At 72.6% G+C, this 26,591-nt stretch carries 22 protein-coding genes; 14 read left to right on the top strand and 8 right to left on the bottom strand.

Features of this window, described 5'->3' with window-relative positions; translation table 11 throughout:
• From ABZU99_RS29515 to ABZU99_RS29540, 6 genes are all read right to left on the bottom strand, one after another.
• The gene (locus ABZU99_RS29515) at positions 1-1,083 is read right to left on the bottom strand and encodes a Zn-dependent alcohol dehydrogenase (RefSeq protein WP_355954028.1); all 1,083 of its coding nucleotides are present in this window, start codon (positions 1,081-1,083) and stop codon (positions 1-3) included.
• A 145-nt stretch (positions 1,084-1,228) separates the two neighbouring features.
• Positions 1,229-2,647, bottom strand: a complete 1,419-nt coding sequence (locus tag ABZU99_RS29520; protein ID WP_356047777.1) for an aldehyde dehydrogenase family protein — start codon at positions 2,645-2,647, stop codon at positions 1,229-1,231.
• Positions 2,634-3,953 (bottom strand): MFS transporter, encoded by a 1,320-nt coding sequence (locus ABZU99_RS29525; RefSeq protein WP_355954034.1) that lies wholly within the window; start codon positions 3,951-3,953, stop codon positions 2,634-2,636. The genes ABZU99_RS29520 and ABZU99_RS29525 overlap by 14 nt, the downstream gene beginning before the upstream one ends.
• A gap of 3 nt (positions 3,954-3,956) precedes the next feature.
• Positions 3,957-5,381, bottom strand: a complete 1,425-nt coding sequence (locus ABZU99_RS29530) for a citrate:proton symporter (protein ID WP_356047672.1) — start codon at positions 5,379-5,381, stop codon at positions 3,957-3,959.
• Between the two features lie 122 nt (positions 5,382-5,503).
• Positions 5,504-7,771 (bottom strand): molybdopterin oxidoreductase family protein, encoded by a 2,268-nt coding sequence (locus ABZU99_RS29535; protein ID WP_356047674.1) that lies wholly within the window; start codon positions 7,769-7,771, stop codon positions 5,504-5,506.
• A 125-nt stretch (positions 7,772-7,896) separates the two neighbouring features.
• The gene (locus ABZU99_RS29540; protein WP_355954043.1) at positions 7,897-8,538 is read right to left on the bottom strand and encodes a TetR/AcrR family transcriptional regulator; all 642 of its coding nucleotides are present in this window, start codon (positions 8,536-8,538) and stop codon (positions 7,897-7,899) included.
• Between the two features lie 65 nt (positions 8,539-8,603).
• Between ABZU99_RS29540 and hmgA the strand changes: the two genes are divergently transcribed.
• The 3 genes from hmgA (at position 8,604) to ABZU99_RS29555 (ending at position 12,451) form a co-directional block, all read left to right on the top strand.
• Positions 8,604-9,941, top strand: a complete 1,338-nt coding sequence (gene hmgA, locus ABZU99_RS29545) for a homogentisate 1,2-dioxygenase (protein ID WP_355954046.1) — start codon at positions 8,604-8,606, stop codon at positions 9,939-9,941.
• Between the two features lie 27 nt (positions 9,942-9,968).
• Positions 9,969-10,718: a GntR family transcriptional regulator gene (locus tag ABZU99_RS29550; RefSeq protein ID WP_356047676.1), complete on the top strand. Its 750-nt coding sequence runs from the start codon at positions 9,969-9,971 to the stop codon at positions 10,716-10,718.
• 521 nt (positions 10,719-11,239) lie between these two features.
• On the top strand, positions 11,240-12,451 hold the full coding sequence (locus ABZU99_RS29555; RefSeq protein WP_356047779.1) for a type ISP restriction/modification enzyme: 1,212 nt from the start codon (positions 11,240-11,242) through the stop codon (positions 12,449-12,451).
• A gap of 112 nt (positions 12,452-12,563) precedes the next feature.
• Here ABZU99_RS29555 and ABZU99_RS29560 read toward each other — a convergent pair whose 3' ends face one another.
• Complete coding sequence (locus ABZU99_RS29560) at positions 12,564-12,827, bottom strand: hypothetical protein (RefSeq protein WP_355954056.1); 264 nt, start codon at positions 12,825-12,827, stop codon at positions 12,564-12,566.
• Positions 12,828-13,049: 222 nt separating this feature from the next.
• Here ABZU99_RS29560 and ABZU99_RS29565 point away from each other — a divergent pair, with 222 nt between their 5' ends.
• The 4 genes from ABZU99_RS29565 (at position 13,050) to ABZU99_RS29580 (ending at position 18,105) form a co-directional block, all read left to right on the top strand.
• Positions 13,050-14,570 (top strand): DUF4331 domain-containing protein, encoded by a 1,521-nt coding sequence (locus ABZU99_RS29565; RefSeq protein WP_356047678.1) that lies wholly within the window; start codon positions 13,050-13,052, stop codon positions 14,568-14,570.
• A 209-nt stretch (positions 14,571-14,779) separates the two neighbouring features.
• Entirely contained in the window at positions 14,780-16,132 is a 1,353-nt protein-coding gene (locus tag ABZU99_RS29570; protein ID WP_355954062.1) for a hypothetical protein, read from the top strand.
• 41 nt (positions 16,133-16,173) lie between these two features.
• Positions 16,174-17,826: a sulfite exporter TauE/SafE family protein gene (locus ABZU99_RS29575; RefSeq protein WP_356228058.1), complete on the top strand. Its 1,653-nt coding sequence runs from the start codon at positions 16,174-16,176 to the stop codon at positions 17,824-17,826.
• Positions 17,827-17,880: 54 nt separating this feature from the next.
• On the top strand, positions 17,881-18,105 hold the full coding sequence (locus tag ABZU99_RS29580) for a hypothetical protein (protein ID WP_356047682.1): 225 nt from the start codon (positions 17,881-17,883) through the stop codon (positions 18,103-18,105).
• 136 nt (positions 18,106-18,241) lie between these two features.
• Here the strand turns inward: ABZU99_RS29580 and ABZU99_RS29585 are convergent, their stop codons facing one another.
• A complete protein-coding gene (locus ABZU99_RS29585) occupies positions 18,242-19,048 on the bottom strand; it encodes an SGNH/GDSL hydrolase family protein (protein ID WP_355954067.1) in 807 nt (268 codons plus the stop codon).
• Between the two features lie 366 nt (positions 19,049-19,414).
• Between ABZU99_RS29585 and ABZU99_RS29590 the strand changes: the two genes are divergently transcribed.
• The 7 genes from ABZU99_RS29590 to ABZU99_RS29620 form a co-directional block, all read left to right on the top strand.
• Positions 19,415-19,837: a hypothetical protein gene (locus ABZU99_RS29590; RefSeq protein WP_356047684.1), complete on the top strand. Its 423-nt coding sequence runs from the start codon at positions 19,415-19,417 to the stop codon at positions 19,835-19,837.
• Positions 19,838-19,841: 4 nt separating this feature from the next.
• A complete protein-coding gene (locus ABZU99_RS29595) occupies positions 19,842-20,936 on the top strand; it encodes a GNAT family N-acetyltransferase (RefSeq protein WP_356047686.1) in 1,095 nt (364 codons plus the stop codon).
• A gap of 361 nt (positions 20,937-21,297) precedes the next feature.
• Positions 21,298-22,110: a glycosyltransferase family 2 protein gene (locus tag ABZU99_RS29600; RefSeq protein ID WP_356047688.1), complete on the top strand. Its 813-nt coding sequence runs from the start codon at positions 21,298-21,300 to the stop codon at positions 22,108-22,110.
• The gene (locus ABZU99_RS29605) at positions 22,107-23,171 is read left to right on the top strand and encodes a glycosyltransferase family 2 protein (RefSeq protein ID WP_356047690.1); all 1,065 of its coding nucleotides are present in this window, start codon (positions 22,107-22,109) and stop codon (positions 23,169-23,171) included. The genes ABZU99_RS29600 and ABZU99_RS29605 overlap by 4 nt, the downstream gene beginning before the upstream one ends.
• A complete protein-coding gene (locus tag ABZU99_RS29610) occupies positions 23,168-23,404 on the top strand; it encodes a hypothetical protein (RefSeq protein WP_355954079.1) in 237 nt (78 codons plus the stop codon). The genes ABZU99_RS29605 and ABZU99_RS29610 overlap by 4 nt, the downstream gene beginning before the upstream one ends.
• Positions 23,401-24,201 (top strand): polysaccharide deacetylase family protein, encoded by an 801-nt coding sequence (locus ABZU99_RS29615; protein WP_356047692.1) that lies wholly within the window; start codon positions 23,401-23,403, stop codon positions 24,199-24,201. Before ABZU99_RS29610 ends, ABZU99_RS29615 begins: the two co-directional genes overlap by 4 nt.
• 112 nt (positions 24,202-24,313) lie before the next feature.
• Positions 24,314-26,591 (top strand): polysaccharide biosynthesis C-terminal domain-containing protein (locus tag ABZU99_RS29620; protein WP_356228060.1); only part of this gene is annotated, 2,278 nt, incomplete at its 3' end.

The raw sequence follows: 26,591 nt of genomic DNA on the forward strand, positions 1-26,591 counted from the left end.
CTAGAACACCACCAGGGCCCGTCCGCCCTTCCCCTGGAGCATCGCGTCGAACGCCGCCGGGATGCCGTCCAGGCCGATGCGCTCGGTCACCATGGCCGACAGATCGAGCCGCCCCGCCCGGATGTGGTCGGCGAGCACGGGGAGATCGCGGGCCGGGTCGCTGTTGCCGTAGACGCAGCCGGAGAGCGTACGCCCGAAGTAGAACAGCTCCAGCGCCGAGAACGAGACCTGCTGCTCCTTGCCGCCGATCCCTACGACCGTCGTCCGGCCCCCGCGCCGGGTGGCGGACCACGCCGTACGGATGGTGTCGGCACGGCCGACGCACTCGATGGCCACGTCCGCGCCGTGGCCGCCGGTGAGGGCGCGGATCCGCTTGGCCGTCTCCTCGTCGGCCGTCACGAACTCGGTGGCACCGGCCGCACGGGCCAGCTCCTCCTTCGCCGGGGAGACATCCACCGCGACAATCGTCCCCGCACCCGCGATCCGGGCCGCCTGCAGCACGGCCAGCCCCACCCCGCCGACGCCGAACACGGCGACCGACTCGCCCTGCCGGACCCGCGCGCTGTGGTGCACCGCGCCGTACCCCGTGAGCACCGCGCAGCCCAGCAGGGCGGCCTCGGTGAGCGGCACCCCCTCGGGCAGCGGCAGCAGGGCGTGCGCCGGTACGACGGTCTCCTCGGCGAAGGCGGCCGTGCCGAGCCCGGGGTAGAGCTCACTGCCGTCGGAGCGGAGCCGCGCGTAGGGGGCGGTGGCGGCGATTCCGGCGTTGGCACACAGCCAGGGCTCCGCCAGCCCGCAGAAGTGGCAGTCGTCGCAGGAGGGCGCCCAGTTGAGCACGACGGCGTCCCCCGGCGCGACCCCCGTCACCCCCTCGCCCACCGCCGTCACCGTGCCGGACCCCTCGTGCCCGAGGACGGCGGGGGCGGGCTGGCGCAGCGTGCCGTTGGAGAGCGACAGATCCGAATGGCACACCCCGGCGGCCGCGAGGCGCACCCGCACCTGCCCGGGGCCGGGGTCGGGCAGATCGATGTCGGCGAGCCGGAGCGCGGTGCCGATGGCGGGGAGGACGGCGGCGCGGGTCATGGGCGGTGTCTCCTCGGGTTGGCGGATGAAGGCATTGTCGCGGCCGGGGGCGGGCACGGTGCGGCCCGCCCGAGACCCGGGGGCAGGCACGGTGCGGCCCGCCCGAGACCCGGGGGCAGGCACGGTGCGGCCCGGCCGAGGGGCATCAGAACTGGAGCGACTTCGTCTGGAGGTACTCCACCAGACCGTGCGCCCCCAACTCCCGTCCCACTCCCGACTGCTTGTAGCCGCCGAAGGGGGCCAGCGGGTTGAACCGCCCGCCGTTGATGTCGACCTGTCCCGTCTCCATCCGGCGGGCGAAGGCGACGGCCGTCGCGTCGTCCTCGGCCCACACCGCGCCCGCCAGCCCGTAGACGGTGCCGTTGGCGATACGGAGCGCGTCGTCCTCGTCCTGGTAGCGCATGAGGCAGATGACCGGGCCGAAGATCTCCTCCTGGGCGATGGCCATCTCGGGGGTGACGTCGGCGAAGACGGTCGGGGCGATGTAGTAGCCGGTTTCCCGGCCCTCGGGCGCCTGGGGGCCGCCGGCGACGAGGCGGGCGCCTTCCGCCACTCCGCGTTCGATATAGCCGCGCACCCGGTCGCGCTGGGTGGCGTTGACGACGGGCCCCAGGCGGGCGCCCTCGTCGTGGGGGTCGCCCGGGACGTACTTCTTCGCCGCGGCCCCCGCGAGGGCCACGGCCTCCTCGTAGCGGTCGGCGTCGATGAGCATGCGGGTCCAGGCGCTGCACGTCTGGCCGGAGTTGGCGAAGACGTTGGCGACGCCCATCTTGACGGCCTTGGTCAGATCGGCGCCCGGCAGAATGACGTTGGCGGACTTGCCGCCGAGTTCGAGGGCGACCCGCTTGACGGCCGCGCCCGCGACCGCGCCGATCCGCTTGCCGACGGCCGTGGAGCCGGTGAAGGAGACGAGGTCGACGTCCTCGTGTGCGGCCAGGGCCTGGCCGGCGACCGGGCCGAGGCCGGTGACGAGGTTGAACACCCCGGCCGGGAGGCCCGCCGTGTGCACCGCCTCCGCGAAGAGCTGGGCGACCAGCGGGGTGTCCTCGGCGGGCTTGAGGACGACCGTGCAGCCGGCCGCGAGCGCGGGGGCCACCTTGGCGACGAGCTGGTGGAGGGGGTAGTTCCAGGGTGTGATGGCGCCGACGACGCCCACCGGCTCCTGGAACACCGTCGAGGTGCCGACCTTCTCCTCGAAGGCGTACGAGCCCGCGAGCTCGGCGTACGATCCGGCGACCGTGATCGGCACGTCGGCGTGGACGGCGCGGGAGAAGGCGAGCGGCGCGCCGAGTTCGGCGGTGACGGTTTCGGCGATCTCCTCGCGCCGGGTGGCGAGCGCGTCGCGCAGCGCCGCCAGCCGGGCGGCGCGTTCGGCGGGCGGGACGGCGGCCCAGCCGGGGAAGGCGGCGCGGGCGGCGCGTACGGCGGCGTCCACGTCCTCGGCGGTACCGGCCGGTACGGCGCCGATGACCTGTTCGTCGGCCGGGTTCACGACCTCGATGGTGTCGGAGCCGGCGGACGGCCGCCACGCTCCGTCGATGTACATCCCGTCATGGGCCTTCATCGCACCCTCCCGCATCGGCACGTTCCTGGGTCTTCCTGCCGGCCTGGACTTTCCTGTCGGGAAACAAACTAGCGTCGGTAGTTTTCCGGGAACAGAGGGCACCGGGCGTGCCCTCCGTCACCTCACCGCGTACCGCTGTCGCCGCCGAGCCGAGGAGCAGCCCGCCCAGCATGATGAACGGGGCGGCCGTGCCCGCGAGCCCGGCGAGCACACCGGCGGAGGCGGGCGCGGCGACCTGACCGAGCCGGTTGCCGGTCAGCCGCAGCGCCAGGGCGGTACTGCGCGCCCCCTCGGGCGCGGCCTGCACGACCGTGGTCATCGACAAGGGCTGACCGACGCCGAGGCAGAAGCCGAGCCCGGCCAGCAGCGCCCCGAGCGCCCAGGCGGGCACGGGCAGGGCGATGCCCGCGCACAGCAGCGCGGCGCCCAGACAGCTGACGGCCATCAGCACGGTGCGGCCCAGCAGCCGGATCATCGGGGTCATGACGAGCCGGCAGGCGACGGTGGCGGCGGCGCGCAGGCTGAGCAGCAGTCCGACGACCGAGGGCGAGATGCCGCGCTGTTCACCGACGACCGGCAGGTACGCGGTGAGGATGTCGGTGGCGGAGAGCACGGAGAGGCTGATGAAGATGCCGGACGCGACGCCGCGGGTGGTCAGGATTCCGCGCACCGGCACCCGCGGCGAGGGCGTCTTCCCGGCGGGCGCGGCGGCCCGCCCGGCCGTCCGGTGCTCGATGCGCCACAGCGCGGTGAACGAGAAGGCCGCGCCGGCGGCGGAGACGAAGAGCGCGGCGGCGCTGGTGCGCCCCAGCGCGCCATCGTGCCCGGAGACCACCAGACCGGCGGCGATCGGCCCGATGAACTGGCCGAGCGAGGCGCCGATGGTGAAGTGGCCGAAGTTGCGGTCCTGGTCGGCCGGGGCGCTCTGGCGGGCCACGAGGGACTGGGCGCCGATGACGAATGACAGATGGCCGAGCCCCATCACCCCGCTCCACGCGGCCATTTCGGGCAGCGTTCCGGCCGAGCCGCTGAGCGCGCATCCGGTGGCGATGAGCGCGACGCCGATGGGCAGCAGCGGGGCGCACCGTCCATGGTCCGTGCGGCGCCCCAGCGGTACGGCGGCGAACAGCGGCAGCAGGGCGTAGATTCCGGCGATCACCCCTACCGCGCGGGCGTCGGCGCCGAGCGCGAGAGCCCGGTAGGAGACGGCGGGCCGGGCCATGCTCACCGCCCCCTGCGCGAAGGAGAAGGCGATGACCAGGCGCAGCAGCCAGCCCCTACCGGGCTGTGGGCTCGTGGTCTCCACGGGTCAGATGATGCCGAACGCGAGTCCCGCGGCCAGCACCACCAGCGAGGTGAGCGCCGCCCACTTCACCGTGAACCGGGTGTGGTCGCCGAATTCCACCTTCGCCATGCCGACGAGGACGTAGACGGCGGGGACCAGCGGGCTGGACATGTGCAGGGCCTGTCCGACGAGCGAGGCGCGGGCGATCTCCAGCGCGGAGACCTCGTGGGCCGCCCCGGCCTCGGCGAGGATCGGCACGATGCCGAAGTAGAAGCCGTCGTTGGACATGAAGTAGGTGAGCGGGATGGACAGCACACCGGTGACGACGGCCATGTGCGGGCCCATGCCGTCGGGGACACCGTCCACGAGCCAGCGGGCCATGTGCTCGACCATGCCGGTGCCGGTGAGGACGCCGGTGAAGACGGCCGCGGCGAAGACCATGCCGGAGACGTTGACGACGTTCTCGGCATGGGCGGCGACGCGGGCCTTCTGGTCGGCCATGTGCGGGAAGTTGACGGTGAGCGCGATAGCGGCGCCGAGCAGGAAGAGCACCGGGATCGGCAGCGTCTCCATGATCATCAGGGTGAGCAGGACGACGGTCAGGGCCGCGTTGAACCAGTAGAGCCTGGGCCGCAGGGTGGGCCGGTTCGGGTGGAGGCCCTTGAATTCCTCGTCGTCGCCGTCCGGACCGTCGGCGACGTCCGTCGCCGGGCCGCCGGTCACCGCGCCCTTGGAGCCCTTGGCGCCCTTACCGTCCTTGCCGCCCTTGGCCCCGGAACCGGCGCCGACCAGCACCTGCTCGGGCTCGCCCGCGGTGACCTCCTCGAGCGCCAGCACGCCCAGACGCTTGCGCTCGCGCAGCCCGAGGCCGTAGGCGAGGGCGAAGACGAAGACCAGGCCGACCGCGAGGGCCGGGATCATCGGCACGAAGATGTCGCTCGCGTCGACCTTGAGCGCGGCGGCGGCGCGGGCGGTCGGGCCGCCCCAGGGCAGGGTGTTCATCACGCCGTTGGCCATGGCCGCGACGCCGGTCATCACCACGAGGCTCATCTTCAGCCGCCGGTAGAGCGGCACCATCGCCGAGACGGTGATCATGAAGGTGGTGGAGCCGTCGCCGTCGAGCGAGACGACCGCCGCGAGCACGGCGGTGCCGACGACCACCCGCATCGGGTCCGCCTTGCAGAACCTCAGGATGAGCCGGACGATCGGATCGAAGAGGCCGACGTCGATCATCACCCCGAAGTAGATGATGGCGAACATCAGCATGGCGGCCGTGGGCGCGAGGTCGCCGACGCCGTCGAGGACATAGTCCCCGAGGTGGGCGCCCTTCCCGACGAGCACGCAGAACAGCGCCGGGATGAGCACCAGGGCACCCATCGGGGACATCTTCTTCATCATGATCAACACCAGGAATGTCGCGATCATGACGAATCCGAGGATGGTCAGCATGGTTTGGCTACCTCACGTTCGCCTTCGAACTCCCCCAGATATGGCGGTCGAGGTGACGTTAGGTGGCGCGACTTTTGGTTAACAAGGTCTTGACGCGTGAGCAATAAGCGCAAAACCCCAGGTCAATCAGGTTGGGTGACGGTGAGCTCAAGGGCGGCGGGTGCACACGCGCTCACCCGCACCGGGAGCCCGTTGAGCACGGCCGTCCCCGACAGCGGATCGAGCCGCGCGCCGTCGATGAGCTGATTGACGTTGACCCCCGGATCGGCCTCGGCCACGGACAGCCGGATACCGGGACGGCTATGACCCCAGCCGTGTGGAAGGCTCACCACCCCGGTCCGTACCGCGTCCGTGACCTCGACCGGCACCTCCACTTCCCCGCCGTCGCCCGTGACGCGGGCCAGGCCACCGTCGGTCAGGCCCAGCCGGGCGGCGTCCTCGGGGTGCACCTGGAGCGTGCAGCGGTTGCTTCCGCCCATCAGCGCCGGGACGTTGTGCATCCAGCTGTTGTTGGAGCGCAGATGGCGGCGGCCGACGAGCACGAGCCCCGCGGGCCGGTCGGCCAGTGCCCGCCGCAGCCGGCCGACGTCGGCGGCGATGGGCTCCGGGCACAGCTCCACCGTGCCGCTGCGGGTCCTCAGCAGACCGGGGATGCGCGGGCTGAGGGGTCCGAGGTCGATGCCGTGCGGATGGGCGAGCACCTTCTCCAGGCTCAGCCCGTCGGGGTCGGCGCCGAATCCGTCGCCGTACGGGCCGAGCCGCAGCATCATGTCCAGCCGCCGCTCGGCGCCGGTCAGCCCGGTCAGCAGCCCGGCCAGCTCGGCGCCCTTCCGCCCGTACACCGGCGAGCCCGGATCGGCGACCTCCTTGCCGAGGGTCATGTCGATCGCCATCGCGTCCACCACCGACGGATCGGCCGCTCCCTGGCCGCTGACGCACAGCACCAGCCGCGCCAGGATGTCGGCCTCGCTCATCCGGTCGGCGTCGAGCGGGACGGCGGGACGGGTGTAGCGGACCTGGTTGCGGACGGCGAGGCTGTTGAAGGCGTAGTCGAAGTGCGGGCTCTGGCTGGGCGGGGGCGGCGGCAGCACGACATGGGCGTGGCGGGAGGTCTCGTTGAGATACGGATCCACGCTGACCATGAAGTCGAGCCCGGCCAGCGCCGCGTCGAGGCGGTCGCCGTCCGGCGCGGACAGCACGGGGTTGCCCGCGATGGCCAGCACCGCCCGGATCCGCCCCTCCCCCGGCGTCTCGATCTCCTCCGCGAGCGCGACCGCGGGCAGTTCGCCCTTGGCCTCGGGATGCCCGCTGACCCTGGAGTGCCAGCGGCCCAGCGCGAACCCCTTCCCGGGGCGCGCCGGGCTCTCCCGCCGGCCCGTCGCGGGCAGCGGGAACATCGCGCCGCCGGGCCGGTCCAGCTGCCCGATGAGCGCGTTGACCACATCGACCAGCCAGCTGGTGAGGGTGCCGAACTCGACGGTGGTGGAGCCGATCCGGCCGTAGACGACGCCTCGTTCCGCCGCGGCCAGCTCCCGGGCGAGGGTACGGATCTCCTCGGCCGTCACATCGCACGCCCCGGCCACCGCCTCGGGCGGGAAGCCGTCGGCCAGCCGCCGGACCTCCTCCACCCCGCTGAGATGCTCCGCGAGCGGGCCCAGCGCCACCAGGTCCTCCGCGAACAGCACCTGCACCATGGCGAAGAGCAGCAGGGCGTCGGTGCCGGGCCGGATCGCCACATGGCGGTCGGCCAGCTTCGCCGTACGGGTGCGCCGCGGATCGACCACCACCAGCCGGCCGCCGCGCCGCCGCAGCGCCCGCAGCCGGCCCGGGAAGTCGGGGGCGGTGCACAGGCTGCCGTTGGAGTCCAGCGGGTTGGCGCCCAGCATCAGCAGATGGTCCGTACGGTCCAGGTCGGGCACCGGTATCGCGTTCGCGTCGCCGTACAGCAGACCGCTGGAGACATGCTTGGGCATCTGGTCGAGGGTGCTGGCGGTGAAGACATTGCGGGTGCCCAGCGCGCCGAGCAGCAGGGGCGGATAGAGCCCGCCGGCCACGGTGTGCACAGTGGGGTTGCCGAGCACGACCCCCACGGCCTGCGGTCCGTGCTCCCGCAGCAGCGGCCCGAGCCCCGCCTCGACGGCCGCGAACGCCTCGTCCCAGCCGGCCTCCTCAAGCCGCCCGTCACGGCGTACGAGCGGTCGCCGCAGCCGGTCGGGGTCCGCGTCGAGCTCGCCGAACGACGCGCCCTTGGGGCAGATGAAGCCGCGGCTGAAGACGTCCTCACGATCGCCCCGCGCCGCGGTCACCCGGCCCTCCTCGACGGTTAGGGTCAGCCCACACGTGGCCTCGCACAGCGGGCAGATACGCAGGGCGGTACGGGCAGCACTCACGGGTCCCTCCCGGGGACGACGGGGACGACGACGGCGGCAGCGTGACGCGGCGGGGACCCCTCACCATACCGACCGGTAGGCACGTTGGGGAGGTGCCGACGGGAACTCCCGCCGGGCTTCTCGCGTCAGTCCAGCACCCGGGCCAGATACGCCCGCAGCAGCTCCTTCGTCTCCGCCACGATCGCCGGATCGCCCGCCGGGTCCACCCGGAACGCCAGCCGCAGCAGCGCGTCCGCCGCCTCGACCGCGAGCAGGAAGGCGACCCGCAGCCGCTCGTCGGCCTCGGTGCCGCCGTCGATTCCGAGGCGGTCGGCGAGCAGGGCCCGCAGCCGGTCGGCCACCAGGTGGTTGGGCTTGTCGGGCACTCCGGTCGCCGGGACCGGCATGCCGAACTCGATGAGCGCGAACCCGGGGGCCCCGCGCTTCATCGCCAGATATTCGTCGACCACGACGTCCATGGCCTCCCGCCAGCCGGCGTCCGGGCCGGACTCGGCGAGCCGCCGGGTGATGCGTGCGGCGTACTCGTCGAGATTGCGGTGGGCCAGGGCCTCGGCCATCGCTCTCTTGTTGGAGAAGAATCGGTAGACCGAGCCGATGGGGACCTGGGCGCGCTCGGCCACCGCGCGGGTGCTCAGTTGTTCATAGCTGATCTCGTCGAGCAGCTCGGCGCAGGCGTCGAGGATCCGGCCGAGGCGTTCGGCGCTGCGGCGCTGGACCGGATGGCGGCGGAGGGGCGGTATGGGCACGCCACCATCCTGCCCGATCATTGACGCACCCCGTCTTCGATTCCTATCGTCTGACATAGGAATGAAGAAGCGGCAGGAGGCGTGCGATGGGCGACGGCGCGGGGATCGAGCAAGCTCGGAAGACGGCCGAAAGACTGGCCTACGCCTCCGGGTTCGGCAATGAGCACACCAGCGAGGCCGTTCCGGGCGCGCTCCCCATTGGCCGCAACTCCCCGCAGCGCGCCCCGCTCGGGCTGTACGCGGAGCAGCTGAGCGGCACCGCCTTCACCGAGCCGCGCGCCCACAACCGCCGCTCCTGGCTCTACCGCATCCGCCCCTCCGCCGCGCATCCGCCGTTCGTCCGCATCGACAACGGCGCGGTGCGCGGGGCGCCGTTCACCGAGACCGTGCCGGACCCCAACCGGCTGCGCTGGGACCCGCTGCCGGAGCCCGACGCCGGCACCGACTTCCTGTCCGGTCTGTGGACGCTCGGCGGCAACGGGGACGCCACCCAGCGCGCCGGCATGGCCATCCATCTCTACGCCGCCAACGCGCCCATGACCGACCGGGTGTTCAGCGACGCGGACGGTGAGCTGCTGATCGTCCCCGAGCGGGGCGGGCTGCTGCTGCGCACCGAGTTCGGGCTGCTGCGCGCCGAGCCGGGCCATGTGGCGCTCATCCCCCGCGGAGTACGGTTCCGCGTCGAGCTGCTCGACCCCCTCGCACGCGGCTATGTCTGCGAGAACTACGGCCGGCCCTTCGTCCTCCCCGACCTCGGCCCGATCGGCGCCAACGGGCTCGCCAACCCCCGTGACTTCCTCGCGCCCGTCGCCGCGTACGAGGACGTGGAGCGCCCCGTGGAGGTGGTCAACAAGTTCTGCGGCAATCTGTGGTCCGCGACCTATGACCACTCCCCGCTGGACGTCGTCGCCTGGCACGGCAACCACGTCCCGTACGTGTACGACCTGCGCCGTTTCAATGTGCTCGGCACCATCAGCTACGACCACCCCGACCCCTCCATCTTCACGGTGCTCACCTCGCCCTCCGACACCCCGGGGCTCGCGGGCGTCGACTTCGTGGTCTTCGCCCCGCGCTGGCTGGTCGGCGAGGACACCTTCCGGCCGCCGTACTTCCACCGCAATGTGATGAGCGAGTACATGGGGCTCATCGAGGGCGCGTACGACGCGAAGACCGGCGGCAAGGGCGGCTTTGTGCCCGGTGGTGGCTCACTGCACAACATGATGTCCGCGCACGGCCCCGACCAGGAGACGTTCGAGCGAGCCAGCTCCGCCGAGCTGACGCCGCGCAAGGTGGACGACGGGCTGGCCTTCATGTTCGAGACGCGCTGGCCGGTCACTGCCACCCGGCAGGCGCTGGAGGCCGACCACCTCCAGGGGCGGTACGACGACGTATGGCAGGGTCTGCAGCGCCACTTCCGTCCGTAACGCCCGCTGTGACCGGAGACCCGTGTCGTGACGACCTTCGCCCCCGACTCGCTCGCCCTCAACCGCAAGCTGCCGCTGTGGTATCAGGTCTCGCAGTCGCTGCGCGCCTCGATACTCGGCCGAGGCCCGCACGACCCGCTGCGGCTGCCGACCGAGGACCGGCTCGCCGAGCACTACGGCGTCAGCGTCCTCACCATGCGGCAGGCGCTCAAGGAGCTGGAGTCGGAGGGGCTGATCAGCCGCCACCGGCGGCGCGGCACCTTCATCGAGCCGAGCGCGCGGCGCGGCTCCCCGGTACGGCTGCTGGGGTCGGTGGACGCCATCGTGGCCCAGCAGTCCGGGGAGCGGACGACCGTGCTCGACCACGGCCGGGCGCCGGTGCCGACCGAGCTGGCGGAGCACTTTCCCGGGCTCGACGAGGCGGCCGCCTACCGCAGGCTGCGCAGCGACGGCCACAGCGGCGAGCCCACCAACTGGGCGGAGAACCTCGTCCGTCCCGAGCTGGCCGACCGCATCGACGTCGCCGACCTCGCGCGCTGGCCGATGACGAAGGTGCTGCGGGACGCGGTGGGGGTCCGGATCAGCCGGATCACCGACACGGTCGAGGCGCGCCTCGCGGACCCGGAGACGGCCCGCCTCCTCCAGGTCCCGCTGCTCAGCCCGATCCTGCACTACACGGGCGTGACATACGACGAGAGCGGCCGGGTGGTGGACGTGGCCCGCATCAACTACCGGGGCGACCGCTTCTCCTTCACGGTGACCCTCGACGCGGAGTGACTGCCGTCCGGTTCTCGGCGTGGGATACGTGGTTGGCGGGCCGGGGCTTGTTGCCGCCCGCGGCGCCACGGGGGCCGAGCCCGGTGCCCGGATGACGGCCCGCACGGCCGCGGGACCGAGCCCGGCACCCGGATGACAGCCCGCACGGCCGCGGGACCGAGCCCGGCACCCGGATGACAGCCCGCACGGCCACGGGACCGCACCCGGCACCCGGATGACAGCCCGCACGGCCACGGGACCGCACCCGGCACCCGGATGACAGCCCGCACGGCCCCGGGACCGAGCCCGGTGCCCGGATGACGGCCCGCACGGCCGCGGCGCGGGGCCGCACTCGGCGACGCGCCCTGATCCATGACCAGCTGGGCCGTACGGGGACGCCCGTCCCGGGCCGGGGTTTCGTCGCCGGGTGCGGCCCGGTGGCCACTCCGTCACCAGCCGCCACAGCGCCGGCGGCGGCTCGGCGGCGGCCGGGGCCCGGTGGGGGCCGCACTCTCCCGGCGACCGGGGTGGCGATGGATACCATGCCCGGCGTGGGAGAACGCGAGGCACCGCTGCTGGGGGACCTGATGCCGTGGTCCGTGGGGCCGCTGCGGCTCGGGCGGGCGTGGGTCATGGGGCCGGACGCCGCGTCGCTGGCCGCGCGCTGGGAGCGGCTGGTCGGGGCCGAGGACGAGGCCGGGCGCGCGGCGCTGTTCCGGCCGAGCCGCGCCCGTACGCTGCACACCTCCGTACCGCAGCTGCCCGGCCAGGCCACCTCCACCGCGCGGCTTGCGCGTGCGGGCGGGCCGTGCCCCGCGCCGGTGCGGGTGACGCACGGGCCGTTCGACCAGCAGTGGCTGATACCGGACCACCGGTTGATCGACACCGCCCGCCCGGAGCTGTGGCGGGTGGCGGACGACCGGCAGATCCATGTCGTCGAGGCGGCCGGGCCGGACCCCGATCCGGTGCTCACCTTCTCCGCGCTGCTGCCCGACGGCCACTCCCCGGCCGGCCGTCCGGGCCGTATCCGTCCGCTCTACCGCCGCCCCGGCGGGCAGGAGCCCAATCTCGCGCCCGGTCTGCTGGACCACCTCTCCACGCGGCTGGCCCGCCCCGTAACCGCCGGGGACTTTCTCGCCTGGACCGCCGCCGTGGCAGGGACGCACCCCTGCGCCGTGCCCCTCACCACCGACACCGAGGCGTGGGAAACAGGCGTGGCGCTGGGCCGCCGGGTGCTGTGGCTGCATACGCGCGGGGCGCATCGTGGTGAGCGCCCGCGTATGCCGGGCGGCCGGCGCCCCTACGTGCGCGCCTCGCTCCCGGCGCGCGGGCTGCCGGACTCCCCCCTCCGCTATGACCCGGACGAGTCCGCCCTGCTCCTCGGCGAGGGCCGGATCTCCCCCGTACCGCGGGCCGCGTGGGAGTTCCACGCGGGCGGGGCGCGGGTGCTGGAGACATGGTTCGAAGGGCGTACGGCCCGAGGCGAGCCCGGCACGCTTGAGGCGATCGGCCCGGCGGGCTGGCCGTCCGCGTGGACATCGGAGCTGCTGGAGCTGATCACCGTGCTGGCGCTGCTCGCCGAGCTCCGCCCGGAGCGGCGGGCGCTCACCGACCGGCTGGCGGACGGGCCCGGCATCGACGTGGCGGAGCTGCGTGCGGTGGGGGTGCTGCCGGTGCCGGGCGCGGCCCGGCGCCCGGCGTCGGTGCTGGACCATCATGAGGAGGGCCCGGAGGGGCAGTTCGCCCTGCTGTGACGCCTGTTACGTCAGCGGGGCCGCCCACAGCACGGAGACAACCGGCTGGAGCTGGCCGGTTGTGCCCGTGTGCGCCCGGGATGCGGACGGCACCTCGTACGGGCCGGTCGGATCAGCCGTGGTTGCCGAACAGCGAGCGACGCAACCGGCGCAGCGGCGCGAACAGCGACACCCGCGCGCCCCGACTGTTCTTCGCGCGCGTGTGATCCCGCGCGGTCAGCTCCTGCATCAGCACCGTCGCGCCCTCGGCCTCCCGCTGGGGGACGGCAGGGCCGCCCATCACCGCGAGATGGCGCTCGAGACGCGCGCTGGACGCACCGCTCCGGCAGTTGATGGCAGGCACTCGTGGCCTGCTGCGTACTGTTATCTGCTCCATGACACTCCCCACCCGTACGAGGGCACCCGCCCCGGGCAGACTAACCCTACCTCCCCGAGCGGGCACCCACGTATCCCAGGTTACCGATTCACCACCGCGTCAAGGGTGTTGACGGCACCTGTCATCCGCGGACAAATTCCGGAACCGACCAAGCCATCGTCCCGTCGGCCCCGAATAGCTGCTTGAAGGAATGCTCCGACAAGCGTGCGAAGGACCGACAGGATGACCGCAATCACCAGGAGCTTGGCCGCGCTGGTCAGCTGCGCACTGGCCGCGGGCGGGCTCACGGCCGCCGGTGTGGCCGTGTTGCAGCCGCAGACGGCGCAAGCGTCCTCCCACCGCGAGGCGCCGCTGATCTCCGGTCAGCCGCAGTACGACACGACGGACGTCTACGCGTTCGTCAGCCCCGACAAGCCGGACACGACCACCATGGTCGTCAACATGCTGCCGATGGAAGACCCGGCGGGCGGGCCGAACTTCTTCAAGTTCGCCAACGACGCCCGCTACGACCTCCACGTCGACAACGACGGTGACGGCCAAGGCGATCTGCTCTTCCGGTGGACCTTCAAGGACCACCTGAAGAACGGGGACACGTTCCTCTACAACACCGGCCCGGTCACCTCGCTGGATGACCCGGACCTGAACTTCACCCAGACCTATGATCTCGAAGTCATCAAGCTGAAGCACCAGAAGGCCGTCGCCAGGGCCATGCTCGGCCACAACCTCCCGGTCGCCCCGTCGAATGTCGGCAAGGCGTCGATGCCGAAGTACCAGACGCTCCGCGACCAGGCGGTGCAGAAGATTGGGTACAGCGGCGGCTCGACCGCCTTCGCCGGCCAGGCCGACGATCCGTTCTTCCTCGATCTGCGGGTCTTCGACCTGCTCTACGGCGGCGACATGTCCGAGGTCGGGCAGGACAGCCTCAAGGGCTACAACGTCCAGTCCATGGCTCTCCAGGTGCCGACGTCGGCGCTGACCCAGTCCAAGGAGCAGCCGGTCATCGGGCTGTGGTCCACCACCCACCGCAGGACCGCGAACGGCGACTGGGCGCAGGTCTCCCGGCTCGGCAGTCCGCTGGTCAACGAGGTGGTCATTCCGCGTAAGGACAAGGACAAGTTCAACGCCTCCTCGCCGTGGGACGACGCGCAGTTCCTGAAGTTCGTCCAGGACCCCGAACTCCCCAAGCTGGTCGAGCAGATCTACAAGATCAAGGCACCGGCCACCCCGCGCGACGATCTGGTCCAGGCCTTCCTGACCGGTGTGCCCAAGCTCAACCAGCCGCCGAATGTCAAGCCCTCCGAACAGCTCCGCCTCAACACCTCCATTCCGCCGACCGCCAGTCCGAAGCGGCTGGGCGTGCTGGACGGAGACAACGCCGGATTCCCCAACGGCCGGCGGCTGACCGACGACGTCCTCGACATCGCGCTGCAGGCCATGGAGGGCGAGCTGCTCGGCAAGAAGAACGACCTGGGCGACGCGGTGGACGCGAACGACCAGAAGTTCGGCGGCTCCTTCCCGTATGTCGCGAATCCCAACTCCGGTTCGGACGCCACCGCCACCGCGAAGAGCGCCGGTCAGTCGCTGCTGAACGGCGGTTCGGGCGTCGGCTCCGGCTCCTCCGAGGACAACATGCTGCTCGCCGGGTCCGCGGCGGCCGGTGGCGGGGCCGTGCTGCTGCTGGGCCTCGGGTTGCTGTGGATGCGGTCACGCCGGCCGGCCCGCGTCCGCGTGCGTCGGCACTGACGCTCGGGTGCGATCGGCTCCCGCGCCCGGGCGCGCCCCGCGCCTCCGGCCCGGGGCCCGGGCGCAGCCCCACACCATCGGGCGCGCCCGGCCCCGGACGCGGGCCCCGGCCCCGGACGCGGGTCCGCCGACTCCCGTGCGGCGGCCGCGTCCGCCCCCTGTCCCCCCTCACTTCCGTAATCCTGATGTGTCGAAAGGCAGCTGTCGCCATGGCTCTACGGCCACCCCTCCCCCACACGGCCCGGACCGCGGCCGTGGTGTTCACGCTCGCGGTGGGGCTGACCGCCGCCTCGATCATGATCGACGCGTCGGACGGGTCCGGCGGCCACCAGGACACCGCCCGTGACGCGCGGCCCGCCGCCGCGCGGCTCGAGCAATTCACCGCCGACGGCCTCGGCCGGCAGATCAGCACCATGCAACGGCATCTGCGCGCCGAACCGAAGGACGCGACGGGCTGGGCCGGTCTCGGCTCGGCCTATGTCGAACAGGCCCGCGCCACGGGCGACCCCACCCGCTATCCGCAGGCGCAGAAGGCCTTCGCCCGCTCCCTGTCCGTCCAGCCGCGCGACAACGACACGGCGCTCGCCGGGCGCGCCTCGCTCGCCGCCGCCCGCCACGACTTCCGGGGCGCGCTGCGCGACGCCGACAAGGCCCTGAGGGTGAACTCCTACAGCCAGGGGGCGCTGGCGGTCCGCGTCGACGCCCTGGTCGAACTCGGCCGCTACAAGGACGCGTACACCGCCGCCCGGAAGGCCGACGCGCTCCGCCCCGGCATCCCCGTCTTCACCCGCCTCGCCTACGTCATGGAACTGCGCGGTGACCCGGCCGGGGCGCGCCGGGTGTTGCTGCGCGCCAAGGCCTCCGCGACCTCGCCCAGCGATATCGCCTATGTCTCCACGGCGCTCGGACAACTCGCCTGGGGCCAGGGCGAGTACGGCGCCGCCCGCGCCGCCTACGCCAACGCCCTGCGGGCCGTCCCCGGCTACCTCCCGGCCCTGGAGGGCCGCGGCCGTACCGCCGCCGCGACCGGCCGCCTCGGCACGGGCATCCGGGATCTGGAGGAGGTCGTACGGCGCTACCCGCTGCCCGCGGAGCTCTCGGCGCTGGGCGAGGCGTACGAGGCGCGGGGCGACCGCGCCAAGGCACGCCAGCAGTACGCCGTGGTCGACACGTGGATCACGCTCGCCCGGGCCAACGGCGTGGCCACCGACCTCGACAGCGCGCTGGTCGCGGCCGACCACGGCGACGCCAAGGAGGCGCTGAAGGCGGCCCGCGCCGAGTGGGACCGCCGCGAGACCGTGCACACCGCGGACGCCCTGGCCTGGGCCCTGCACCGCAACGGTGACGACAAGAAGGCCCTCACCTACGCCAAGCGCGCCGCCGCGCCGGGCTACCGCAACGCGGCGTTCCTCTACCACCGGGGCGTCCTCGAGAAGTCCCTCGGCGACACCGCGTCCGCCCGCCGCCACCTCAAGGCGGCGCTCGACCTCAACCCGGGATTCTCGCCGACGGGCGCGCGGGACGCGAAGGCGGCGCTGAAGGCGCTCGGAGGTGAGCGGTGACCTGGCGCCCCATGAAACGGCTGACCCGGCGTGCGCGCCGGATGGCCGCCGCCGCGGGCGTACTGGCGGGGGCCGTGGGCCTCGTGGTCCTGCCCGCCGGCACCGCCGACGCGCATCCGCTCGGGAACTTCACCGTCAACCGCTACGACGGGCTGGTCGTCGCCCCCGGTGCGCTGCGGGTCGACCATGTGGAGGACCTCGCCGAGATCCCGGCCGCCCAGGCCAAGCCGCAGATCGACCGGGACGGTGACGACACACTCTCCCAGCGGGAGCTGGCGGCGTGGGCACAGCGGCGCTGCGCGAGCGCGGCACGCGGGGCGCGGCTGGCCGTCAGGGGGCGCGAGGTGCCCGTACGCGCCGGGCGTGCCGAGGCGCTCAACCGGCCCGGTCAGGCGGACCTGCCGACGCTCCGCGTCGAGTGTCGGCTGACGGCCGCGCTGCCGCGCGGCGAGCGGGCGACGGTCGCCTACCGGCCGCAGGACATCGGGGGCGGACCCGGATGGCGGGAGCTGACCGCCCAGGGCGACCGGATGACCCTCACCGACTCCGATGTGCCCCAGGACTCCGTCTCACGGCGGCTGACCGGGTACCCCAAGGGCCAGCTCGACTCGCCCTCGGATCAGCGGTCGGCCACGCTGCGCGTCAAGCCCGGCGGGCCCGCGCTCGCCGCGTCGGCGGCCGAGCGGGAGGAGCCCACGGGTTCGGGGGTGCTGCCACGCGGCGCGGACCGCTGGACCCAGGCGCTCACCTCGATGGTGGCGCGCCATGACATCACCTTCGGCTTCGCCCTGACCGCCTTCGCCACCGCCGTACTGCTCGGCGCGATGCACGCGCTGGCCCCCGGCCACGGCAAGACGATGATGGCGGCCGCCGCGACGGCGGGCGGGCGCAGCGCGCTGCGCGATGTGCTGTTGCTCGGCGCGTCGGTGACGGTCACTCATACGCTGGGGGTGTTCGCGCTCGGGCTGCTGGTCACGGCGGGCTCGGCCGCCGCCCCTTCGGTGATCTCGTGGCTGGGCATCGCCAGCGGGGTGCTGGTCTCGCTGGCCGGGGCGGGGCTGCTCCGCAAGGCGCTGCGCCACCGTCGCCACGTCCAGCGCCGGCGCCTGCACCAGCACCACCACGACCACTCCAGTGACCACGACCACGAGCGTGCCCATCACCACGACCACGACCGCGAGCATGCCCATCACCACGACCACGACCGCGAGCATGCCCATCACCACGACCACGACCACGAGCATGCCCATCACCACGGCCAGGAGCACGACCACACCCATGACCACGGGAATGTGCTCACCCATGACCACGGGGACGGGCATACGCACAGCCATGAGATCCGGCCCACTCTCCGCGGCACGCTGCTGCTCGGCTTCGCCGGGGGCATGGTCCCCAGCCCCTCCGCCGTCATCGTGCTCGTCGGCGCCGCCGCCCTCGGGCAGGCGTGGTTCGGCTTTCTGCTGGTGCTGGCGTACGGCCTGGGGCTGGCGTGCACCCTCACGCTGGCCGGGTTCACGGTGGTGCGGCTGGGCGTGCGGGTCACCGAGCGGCTGACCGCCCGCAGGCAGCGGGAGGGCCGCGTCAACCGGCTGCTGGGCCTGGTGCACCGGGCCTCGCCCATCGGCACCGCCGCCATCGTCCTCGCACTGGGCTGCGGATTGGTGCTCAGGGGGGCGGCGACAACACTCGGTTGAGGTACATTCAGGGCCCGCCGATGAGCCGCGCCTCCCCATCGGCCCCGGCGCGCGATGGCCGTGGTGGTGGCCGGGGCGCTGCTGGCCGTACTGGCGCTGGGCGGGGTGACCTGGACGCTGCTGAACGACGACGGCTCGGGCGGCAAGGGCGCCACCACGAGCGGTGGGCGCCCCGACGACGATTCCGGCAAGGCCGGTGGCACGACCTCGCGTTCGACGGGGTACGTCCCGGACCGTGCACCACACCGAACTGACGTACCGTGCGGGCGGCGCCCATGAGGACTGGAACGCCGTGGAGACCAGGGCCCCCAAGGCCGTGACCTCCGCACGGGTCTCCCGCACCACGGCGTGCGAGGAGGCCCCGACGGACGGGGCCTCCTCTTCGGCCGGTTCAGCCAGTGGTGACGCGGAGCGATCAGGCGGCTGAGGTGAAGACCGGGAGGTAACCGCCGGACTGACCGGCGGCGTTGGGGTGGTAGGACTCGTCGATGGGGAAGGTGACGCTGTTCAGCCAGGCGCTGCCGGAGCAGAGCTCATGTCCGGTGAAGCGCGGGATGACATCGCCGAAGCCGAAGCCGTGGTCGGCCGCGCGCTTGGAGATGACCGAGTTGAGGAAGTCGGCGGCGTTGTTGATGGCGGAGCGCTCCGCCTCGGTCAGGCCCAGGATGCAGGAGCCGTTGAGCTTGTAGAACCGCGGGTAGCCGAGGACGACGACATGGGCGGACGGCGCCTTGGCGCTGATGGCGTTGTAGACCTGGTCGAGCTTGCCCGGCAGGGTGTTCTGGGCGTAGGTGCGGGCGTTGGCGATCGCGTTGAGGCAGGCGCTCTCGCCGGGGAGCACGCAGGTGGTCATGACATCGCCGAATCCGGCGTCGTTGCCGCCGACGCTGATGGAGACGAGGCCGGTGCCGGAGTTGAGCGGACCTAGCTGATTGTTGAGGACATCGCCGGTCTTGGCGCCCGAGCATGCGGTGAAGTTGAAGCCGGAGGGGGCGTGGGACGCGGCCCAGAGCGCGGGATACGCCTTGGTGCTGCGCTTGCAGCTGCCGCTCGCACCGTCGTAGCTGCCCGCGCCGACGCCCGATGAGTAGGAGTCACCGAGCGCCACATAGGCGGGGCCTGCGCTGTTCCCGGTGGCATGGGCGGCGCCGGCCCCGGTGAGGGCGAGGACGGCACCTACGGCGAACGCACTGGCGCTCGCCGCGAGTCTGGACAGTTTCATTCGATCTCCCTAGCAGGAAGCCTGCTTGCCGATGTGAGGCGCGATCACCCGGGTCAGGGCAAACGCGTTCGAAACCGTCAGTCAGGCCGCCGGCCGGGTTGTTTCAGCGGCATGACGTGCATATGTCATGCCGTCGAAACCGGCGATCCATGCGCGTAGTTGGCAAAATTCTCGCGGTGGCCCCGAACGTCCCTGAACGGGTGAACCCGGCGCACACCCGGCGCACACGGCGCCATTCGCGTAGGCGAGCCGTCAACCATTCACTCTCATACGGCGCGTTCGCACACTTTCGCCGTCTTGACGTGGATCCGCCCACTGCGCGACATTGAAGCCCGGCATCCGGCGCTTCGGGGGGCAAAGTCGCCAATGCAGACGATCACTGACAAGAGACCGGCGGGCGCGGCGTTTCCGCTGGTGATCGCGGGGGCCGCCGCCGGCGCCGGAGGGGTCGGCGCCGCACTCGCGCTGGCCGACGTCGACTCGCCGCTGCGCGCGCCGTTCACGCTCTTCTTTCTCCTGGCTGCGCCCGCGTCGGCCATCGGCGCCACGCTGCGCGGCCTGGACCCGCTCGTCCGTCCGGTGCTCGCGGTGGCGGGCGCGCTGGCGCTCGATCTGCTGGTGGCGCAGGCCATGCTGGCGCTGCATCTGTGGTCGGTGCGCGGCGGGGTGGCCACGGTCACGGCGCTGAGCCTGCTGATCCTCCTATCCACGTTGACGGCCCGCCACGCAGGGCGTCGGGGCCGCGGTGTGACCAGGGAGCCGGGCCGTTCGACGAGAAGTCAGGAATGACGACGTGGACATCGGCGTATACCGCCCGGGCGAGCTGACGGCCGCGGACCGGGCGGCCTGGACGGCCATGCAGTCGCAGGCGCATCTGCTGGGGGCGCCGGAGCTGGCGAATCCCTTTCTGTCCCCGGAGTTCACCCTGGCCGTGGGCCGCTCCAGACGCGGGGTGCGGATCGCGGTGGTGCGCGAGGAGGGCGAGCCCATGGCCTTCTTCCCTTTTCAGCGGACCCGGCTCGGGGTGGGGCGGGCGATCGGTCTCGGCCTCTCGGACTCCCAGGGTCTCGTGCACCGGCCGGGGTTCCAGTGGGACGCGCGGGAGCTGCTGCAGGCATGCGGGCTCGCGGTCTGGGAGTTCGACCATCTGGTGGAGGGGCAGAAGCCGTTCGAGGTGGGGGCCCGGGGCTCCTTCCCCTCCCCCGTGATCGACGTGGATCAGGGCTATGAGGCGTATCTGGCCCGGCTGCGCGCGCGGTCACCGAAGTTCACCCGCACCACGCTCGCCAAGGAGCGCAAGCTGGGCCGGGAGATCGGGGAGGTGCGCTATGTCCACGACGAGCGCGACCCGGCCGTGCTGCGCACGCTGATCGGCTGGAAGTCCGCGCAGTACCGCAGGACCGGGCGCAGCGACCGCTTCGCCCATCCGTGGATCATCCGGCTGGTGCAGCAGCTCTTCCACACCCGCGGGCCGTCCTTCGAGGGACTGCTGTCGGTGCTGTACGCGGACGGCCGGCCGGTCGCGGCCCATTTCGGGCTGATCTCCGAGCGCGTCCTCGCCTGCTGGTTTCCGGCGTACGACCCGGCATATGCCAAGTTCTCACCCGGCCTTGTGCTGCATCTGCGCATGGCGGAAAGCGCCGCCGCACAGGGGGTGGCCTATCTCGATCTCGGGCGGGGCGAAAAGGAGTACAAGGACTCCCTGAAAACGCGCGATCTCAGCGTGTCGGAGGGGTGGGTGACGCGCCGCCACCCGGTGGCGCTCGGACATCGGGCGCGGCGCGCCCCGGTGCGGGCGCTGCGCAATACGGTGCTTTCCCGGCCGGAGCTCTTCGGGCCGGCCGATCGGCTGCTCAAGCGCATGGGCTCCATCCGGGAAAAGACTTGACGAACAAATAAGCTAAGGGGGTGCCACCGTCAGCGTCTTGCCATAGAGTTCCCACGGTTAATACCGTCGTACTTCCACCCGCATCGGATCACCACGCAAGGCGGCTCTAGGGGAGGGCTTCAAACGTCGCGATGGTCTCCGGGGCGGGAAACGCGGTAGGGGGGTGCCGCGTCCGGCTGTCCTGATCCATGGGCATGGCCGCGTCGCGGGCCGCGAGGCCAGTAACACCAAGCCAGCTTGCCCGACCTTGTTCGACAGTCGATGCCGTCACAGGCGGGTGAGAACCCCCCTTTCGAACCGGACACACCAAGGGACCGCCCGTGGGGCGGACGGTCCACCGGACGAGAGGGAAAACAGACTCATGAGCTCCTTTGTGCGCGCGGCCGCGTCGGATATCGTTCCGCCGGCCGAACCGCACCAATACCGACCGGTGTCCTCTCATCTCGCGATCGCGCCACCGGTGAGCGTCGTGATTCCGGCGATGAACGAGGCCGAGAATCTTCCGTACGTTTTCAAAACCCTTCCCGACTGGATCCATGAAGTGGTCCTGGTCGACGGCAATTCCACCGACGATACGGTCCGGGTGGCCCGGGAGCTGAGGCCCGATGTGAAAGTCGTGCCGCAGTCCGGCAAGGGCAAAGGGGATGCCCTCATCACCGGATTCGCCGCCTGCACCGGTGACATCGTGGTGATGGTCGACGCCGACGGATCGGCCGATGGAGCCGAGATCGTCAGCTATGTCTCGGCGCTGGTCTCGGGCGCCGACTTCGCCAAGGGGTCGCGGTTCGCCAACGGCGGCGGCACGGACGACATGACGCCGATCCGCAAGCTCGGCAACCGCGCGCTCACCTCGCTCGTCAACCACAAGTTCGGCGCCCGCTACACCGATCTGTGCTACGGCTACAACGCCTTCTGGCGCCGCTGCCTCGATGAGATCGCGCTGGACTGCGCGGGGTTCGAGGTGGAGACCCTGATGAACATCCGGGTGGTCAAGGCGGGGCTGCGGGTCCAGGAGATCCCCAGCCATGAGTACGAGCGCATCCACGGCGCCAGCAATCTGCGGGCCGTTCGCGACGGGCTGCGGGTGCTCAAGGTGATCCTGCGCGAGCGCGGCGCCAAGCGGCCGCGCCGCCCGGCGATGGCGCCGGCGGCGGTCCGGGGGGAGGCGTCTTGACGGTTCGGCCCACCGCGGTGCGGATCTCCGTGGTGATCTGCGCCTACACCGAGGACCGCTGGGACGACATCCTCGCCGCGGTGGCCTCGGTGCGCGACCAGTCGCTGCCCGCCCACGAAACGCTCCTGGTGGTGGACCACAACCCGCGGCTGCTGCGGCGGCTCGCGGACCACTACCGGGGCGATGGGGCGGCGGCCACGGACGCGGGTCAGGGGGTGCGGGTGCTCGCCAACGCGGGCCCCCGCGGCCTGTCCGCCGGCCGTAACACCGGTGTCGCGGCGGCCGGTGGTGAGGTGATCGCCTTTCTCGACGACGACGCGGTCGCCGAGCGGGACTGGCTGCGCCACTTCGCCGCCGGATACGCGGATCCACGCGTCATGGCGGTCGGCGGGCGCACGGTCCCGGTGTGGGCCTCGCGCCGCCGGCCGGCCTGGTTCCCGGAGGAGTTCGACTGGGTGGTGGGGTGTACGTACCGGGGGCTGCCGCCCGGCCGGGTGCGGGTGCGCAATGTGCTGGGGGGCAACGCCTCGTTCCGCAGGGAGGCGTTCGAGGTCACCGGCGGTTTCGCCAGCGGGATCGGCCGGGACGGCGACAAGCGGCCGCTGGGCTGCGAGGAGACCGAACTGTGCATCCGGCTGACCCGGGCCCGGCCGGACGCGGTACTGCTGATCGACGATCGCGCGGTGATCCACCACAAGGTGCCGGCCGCACGGGAGCGGTTCGCCTACTTCCGGTCGCGCGCGTACGCCGAGGGCCTCTCCAAGGCCCTCGTCGCCCGCAGCGTGGGAGCCCAGGCGGGCCTTGCGACCGAGCGCCGCTACACCACCCGGGTCCTGCCCGCGGGCGTCGCCCGCGGGCTGCGGGACGCGCTGCTCGGCCGGGCGGGCGGAGCCGGCCGCGCGGCCGCGATCGTGGCGGGCGTGGCAGCCGCGACCGGCGGCTACGCGGTGGGCACCGCACGGACCCGCCGCGGCACCGGCCCCCGCTTCTCGATCGCCACGATCCCGCGGCAGGCGGTGCCGGACGGGGTCCCCGACCGCGGACAGGAGGGGGCCGCATGACCGGGGTACTGGTGGCATGGGGGCCGCGGCGGGCAAGGGCCGTCGCCGCCCCCGCGAGCGGGGTGACCGGCCGCTCACCGGCCGGGGCGAGCGCGCCGCCCTCGCCCACCCCGGCGGCCGCCTGTGTGGGCGGCCGGGCGCCGGGCCGCCCGCGCGGCCCGGCCCGGCGCGGCCCGGCCCGGTACGCCGACGGCGGGCGGCCGCGAGACGTGACGGCTGGGGACGCCCCATGACCACCGGGGCGGTGCCGATACTGATGTACCACGCGGTGTCCCACGCACCTACGCGGGCCACCCACGGGCTCTCCGTCCCACCGGGCGCGTTCGCCGAACAGATGGAGCTGCTCGGGGCGCGCGGCTTCACCCCGGTGACCTGCGGCCGGCTGGCCCAGGCCTGGCGCGGCGGCCCGGCGCTGCCGCCCAGGCCGGTGCTGATCACCTTCGACGACGGCTACGAGGGCGTACACCGCTACGCCCTTCCCGCCCTGACCCGGCACGGCTTCACGGCCACACTGTTCGCCACCACGGGCTGGCTGCGGGGCCCCTACGAGACGGACGGCGCGCTGGATCTGATGCTCGACTGGGGCCAGGTACGCGAGCTGGCCGAGTCCGGGGTGGAGATCGGCGGGCACAGTCACACCCACCCCCAGCTCGACCAGCTCACCGACGCGCGGCTCTGGTTCGAGGTGGCGCGCTGCCGGGAGATCCTCACCGGCGAGCTCGGCCGGCCGCCGGTGTCCTTCGCCTACCCGTACGGCTACTCCAGCCGCCGGGTGCGCCGCGTGGTGCGCTCGGCCGGGTTCGGGGTGTCCCTCGCGGTGGGCAACGCACTGGCGGCGCGGCGCCAGGGGCCGTACGCGCTGCGCCGGGTGACGGTGCGGCGCACCACCCGGATCGAGGAGTTCGAGCGGCTGGTCTCCGGCCGGGCCATCGGCCGCGACTTCGTCCAGGACCGGGCCCTCACCAAGGGATACGCCCTGGTCCGCAGATCACGTCAGATCTCACATCAGGTTCTACGGAAGGTGCACTGAGCCCGTGTCCGACACGACCACCCGGGCCGAGGAGCGGACGGCCGCCGCCGAGCGGCCGTCCGCCGGCCGGAGCGGCGAGCGCAACCAGCTGTTCCGCAACGCCTACGCGCTGATGTTCAACACGGGCATCTCCGCGGTCCTCGGCCTCGGCTTCTGGCTGGCCGCGGCCCGCTACTACTCGGAGGACGCGGTGGGCCAGGGCTCGGCGGCCATCGCCGCGATGAAGCTCCTCGCGGGGCTCACCGCGGTCACGCTGACCGGTGCGCTGGCCCGCTTCATCCCGGTCGCGGGGCGTACGACCGGGCGGCTGGTCTCCGTCACGTACGCGGGCAGCTCGGTGGTCGTCGCGCTCGCCGCGGTGGTCTTTCTGCTCACCCTGAACACCTGGGGGCCCTCGTACCGCTTTCTGCACGGTCCGGTCAACGGCCTCGGCTTCATCGTCGCCGTCGTCGCCTGGTCGCTGCTGACCCTGCAGGACGGGGTGTTGACCGGGCTGCGCAGCGCGCTCTGGGTGCCGGTGGGGAACACGGGGTTCTCGGCGGCCAAGTTGCTGCTGCTCATCGCGCTCGCCGCAGCGATACCCACCGCCGGGGTGTTCGTGTCCTGGGTCGCCTCGATCGCGGTGTCCGTGCTGCCGCTGGGCTGGCTGGTCTTCCGCCGGCTCGTCCCCCGGCATGTCAGGACGACGGAGGGGACGGCGCGGCCCGCGACCTACCGGGAGATGGGCCGCTTCCTCGCCGGGGACTACACCGGGTCGCTCTTCTCCCTGGCCGTGGTCTACGCCGTGCCGGTCATCGTCGCCTCGCAGGTCAGCGCCGCCGACAACGCGTACTTCTACATCACCACCACGATCGGCGGCACCGTCAATCTGCTCGCCATCAACATGGGCGCGTCGCTGACCGTCGAGGGCTCGCACGACCCGGCCCGGCTCGCCGAGAACTGCCGGGCGGCGCTGAGCCGGATGGCCCGCATCATGATCCCCGTCTGTCTGGTCCTGTTCGTCCTGGCACCGCGGATCCTCGGGGTCTTCGGGGACAGCTACGCGGACGCGGCCGCGCCACTGCTTCGCTGGTTCGCGGTGGGCGCGGCGCTGCGGGTGGTCATCGAGGTGTACTTCGCGGTGCTGCGGGCGCAGAGCCGCACCTCTGGGCTGGCGCTGCTCCAGGGCCTGTTGTGTGTGCTGGTGCTGGGTCTGACGTTGCTGCTGCTGCCGCGGATGGGTCTGACGGGGGCGGGGGTCGCGGAGATCTCCAGTCTGTCGGTGATCGCCTCCATCGCGGCGGTGAAGCTTTACCGAGTGGTGCGGGTGAAGCCCGCGGCGGCGGCCGGGCGGACTTCTGCCGAGCCGTCGGCTGCGGCCGCGGCTCCGGCCGCGTCACTGCCGGAGCCGCAACCGGAGCCCCGCACCGCGCCCGATGGCGACCTCGCGGATCTCGCGGTCGGCGGGGACCGGCGGGAGCGCCGTGAACGCCCGCGGCGCGGTGAGTACGACTCCCGCTACGGCACCCGCTGGGCGCTGCGCGCCGCACTCGACGCGGACACGCTGGCGCTCGGCGTCCGCATGGACTTCGACCACCCGGAACGCCGCCCCGACAAGCGGTACGGCCCACCGGGTGCGGAGGCGGGCGCCGCCGCGCCCGGCGCGGACCGCGCCCAGGTGAAACGCGAGGCCGGTGCGGGCGGTTGGCGGCCGGGGGGCGCGTCGCGCCCCGGGCCCGTCCACCCGGCCCCGGCCGACGCGGGGACGCGGCCCGACACCACCGGGGCGGCCAGTACGCGTGCGGAAGCCAACAGGGCCACCGGTCCCACTGACGAGGCATCCGACACGGACCGGGACACGGCTCCCATGCCCCGCAGGTCGGCTCTCCCGTCGTGGCTCGCCGGCCCGGCCGACGCGGCGTCGAGGGAGGCCGCACGGGACCTGGCCCCGGATGACGAGCCCATCGGCACGACCGTCTCCGGCCCCGGCGGGGCCGAGGACCACCGCCACGCTCTCACCTCCGAGCCCAGCGCACCGGCTGACGCGAGGTCGGCAGGCACAGGAAGGGACCCAGGTCCGGACGACGAACCCACCCACGCGGCAGAGTGCGCCCGACCCACGGACCACCAGCCCACCCCCAAACCAGACCCCACCCCACCAACTGACACGACGTCGGCAGGCACAGGAAGGGACCCAGGTCCGGACGACGAACCCACAAACGCCGCCGGACGCACCCGACCCACAGACCACCAGCCCACCCCCAAACCAGACCCCACCCCACCAACTGACACGACGTCGGCAGGCACAGGAAGGGCCCCAGGTCCGGACGACGAACCCACAAACGCCGCCGGACGCACCCGACCCACAGACCACCAGCCCACCCCCAAACCAGACCCCACCCCACCAACTG

The sequence above is a fragment of the Streptomyces sp. NPDC005266 genome (genome assembly GCF_040607655.1).
Taxonomy (GTDB): Bacteria; Actinomycetota; Actinomycetes; order Streptomycetales; family Streptomycetaceae; genus Streptomyces.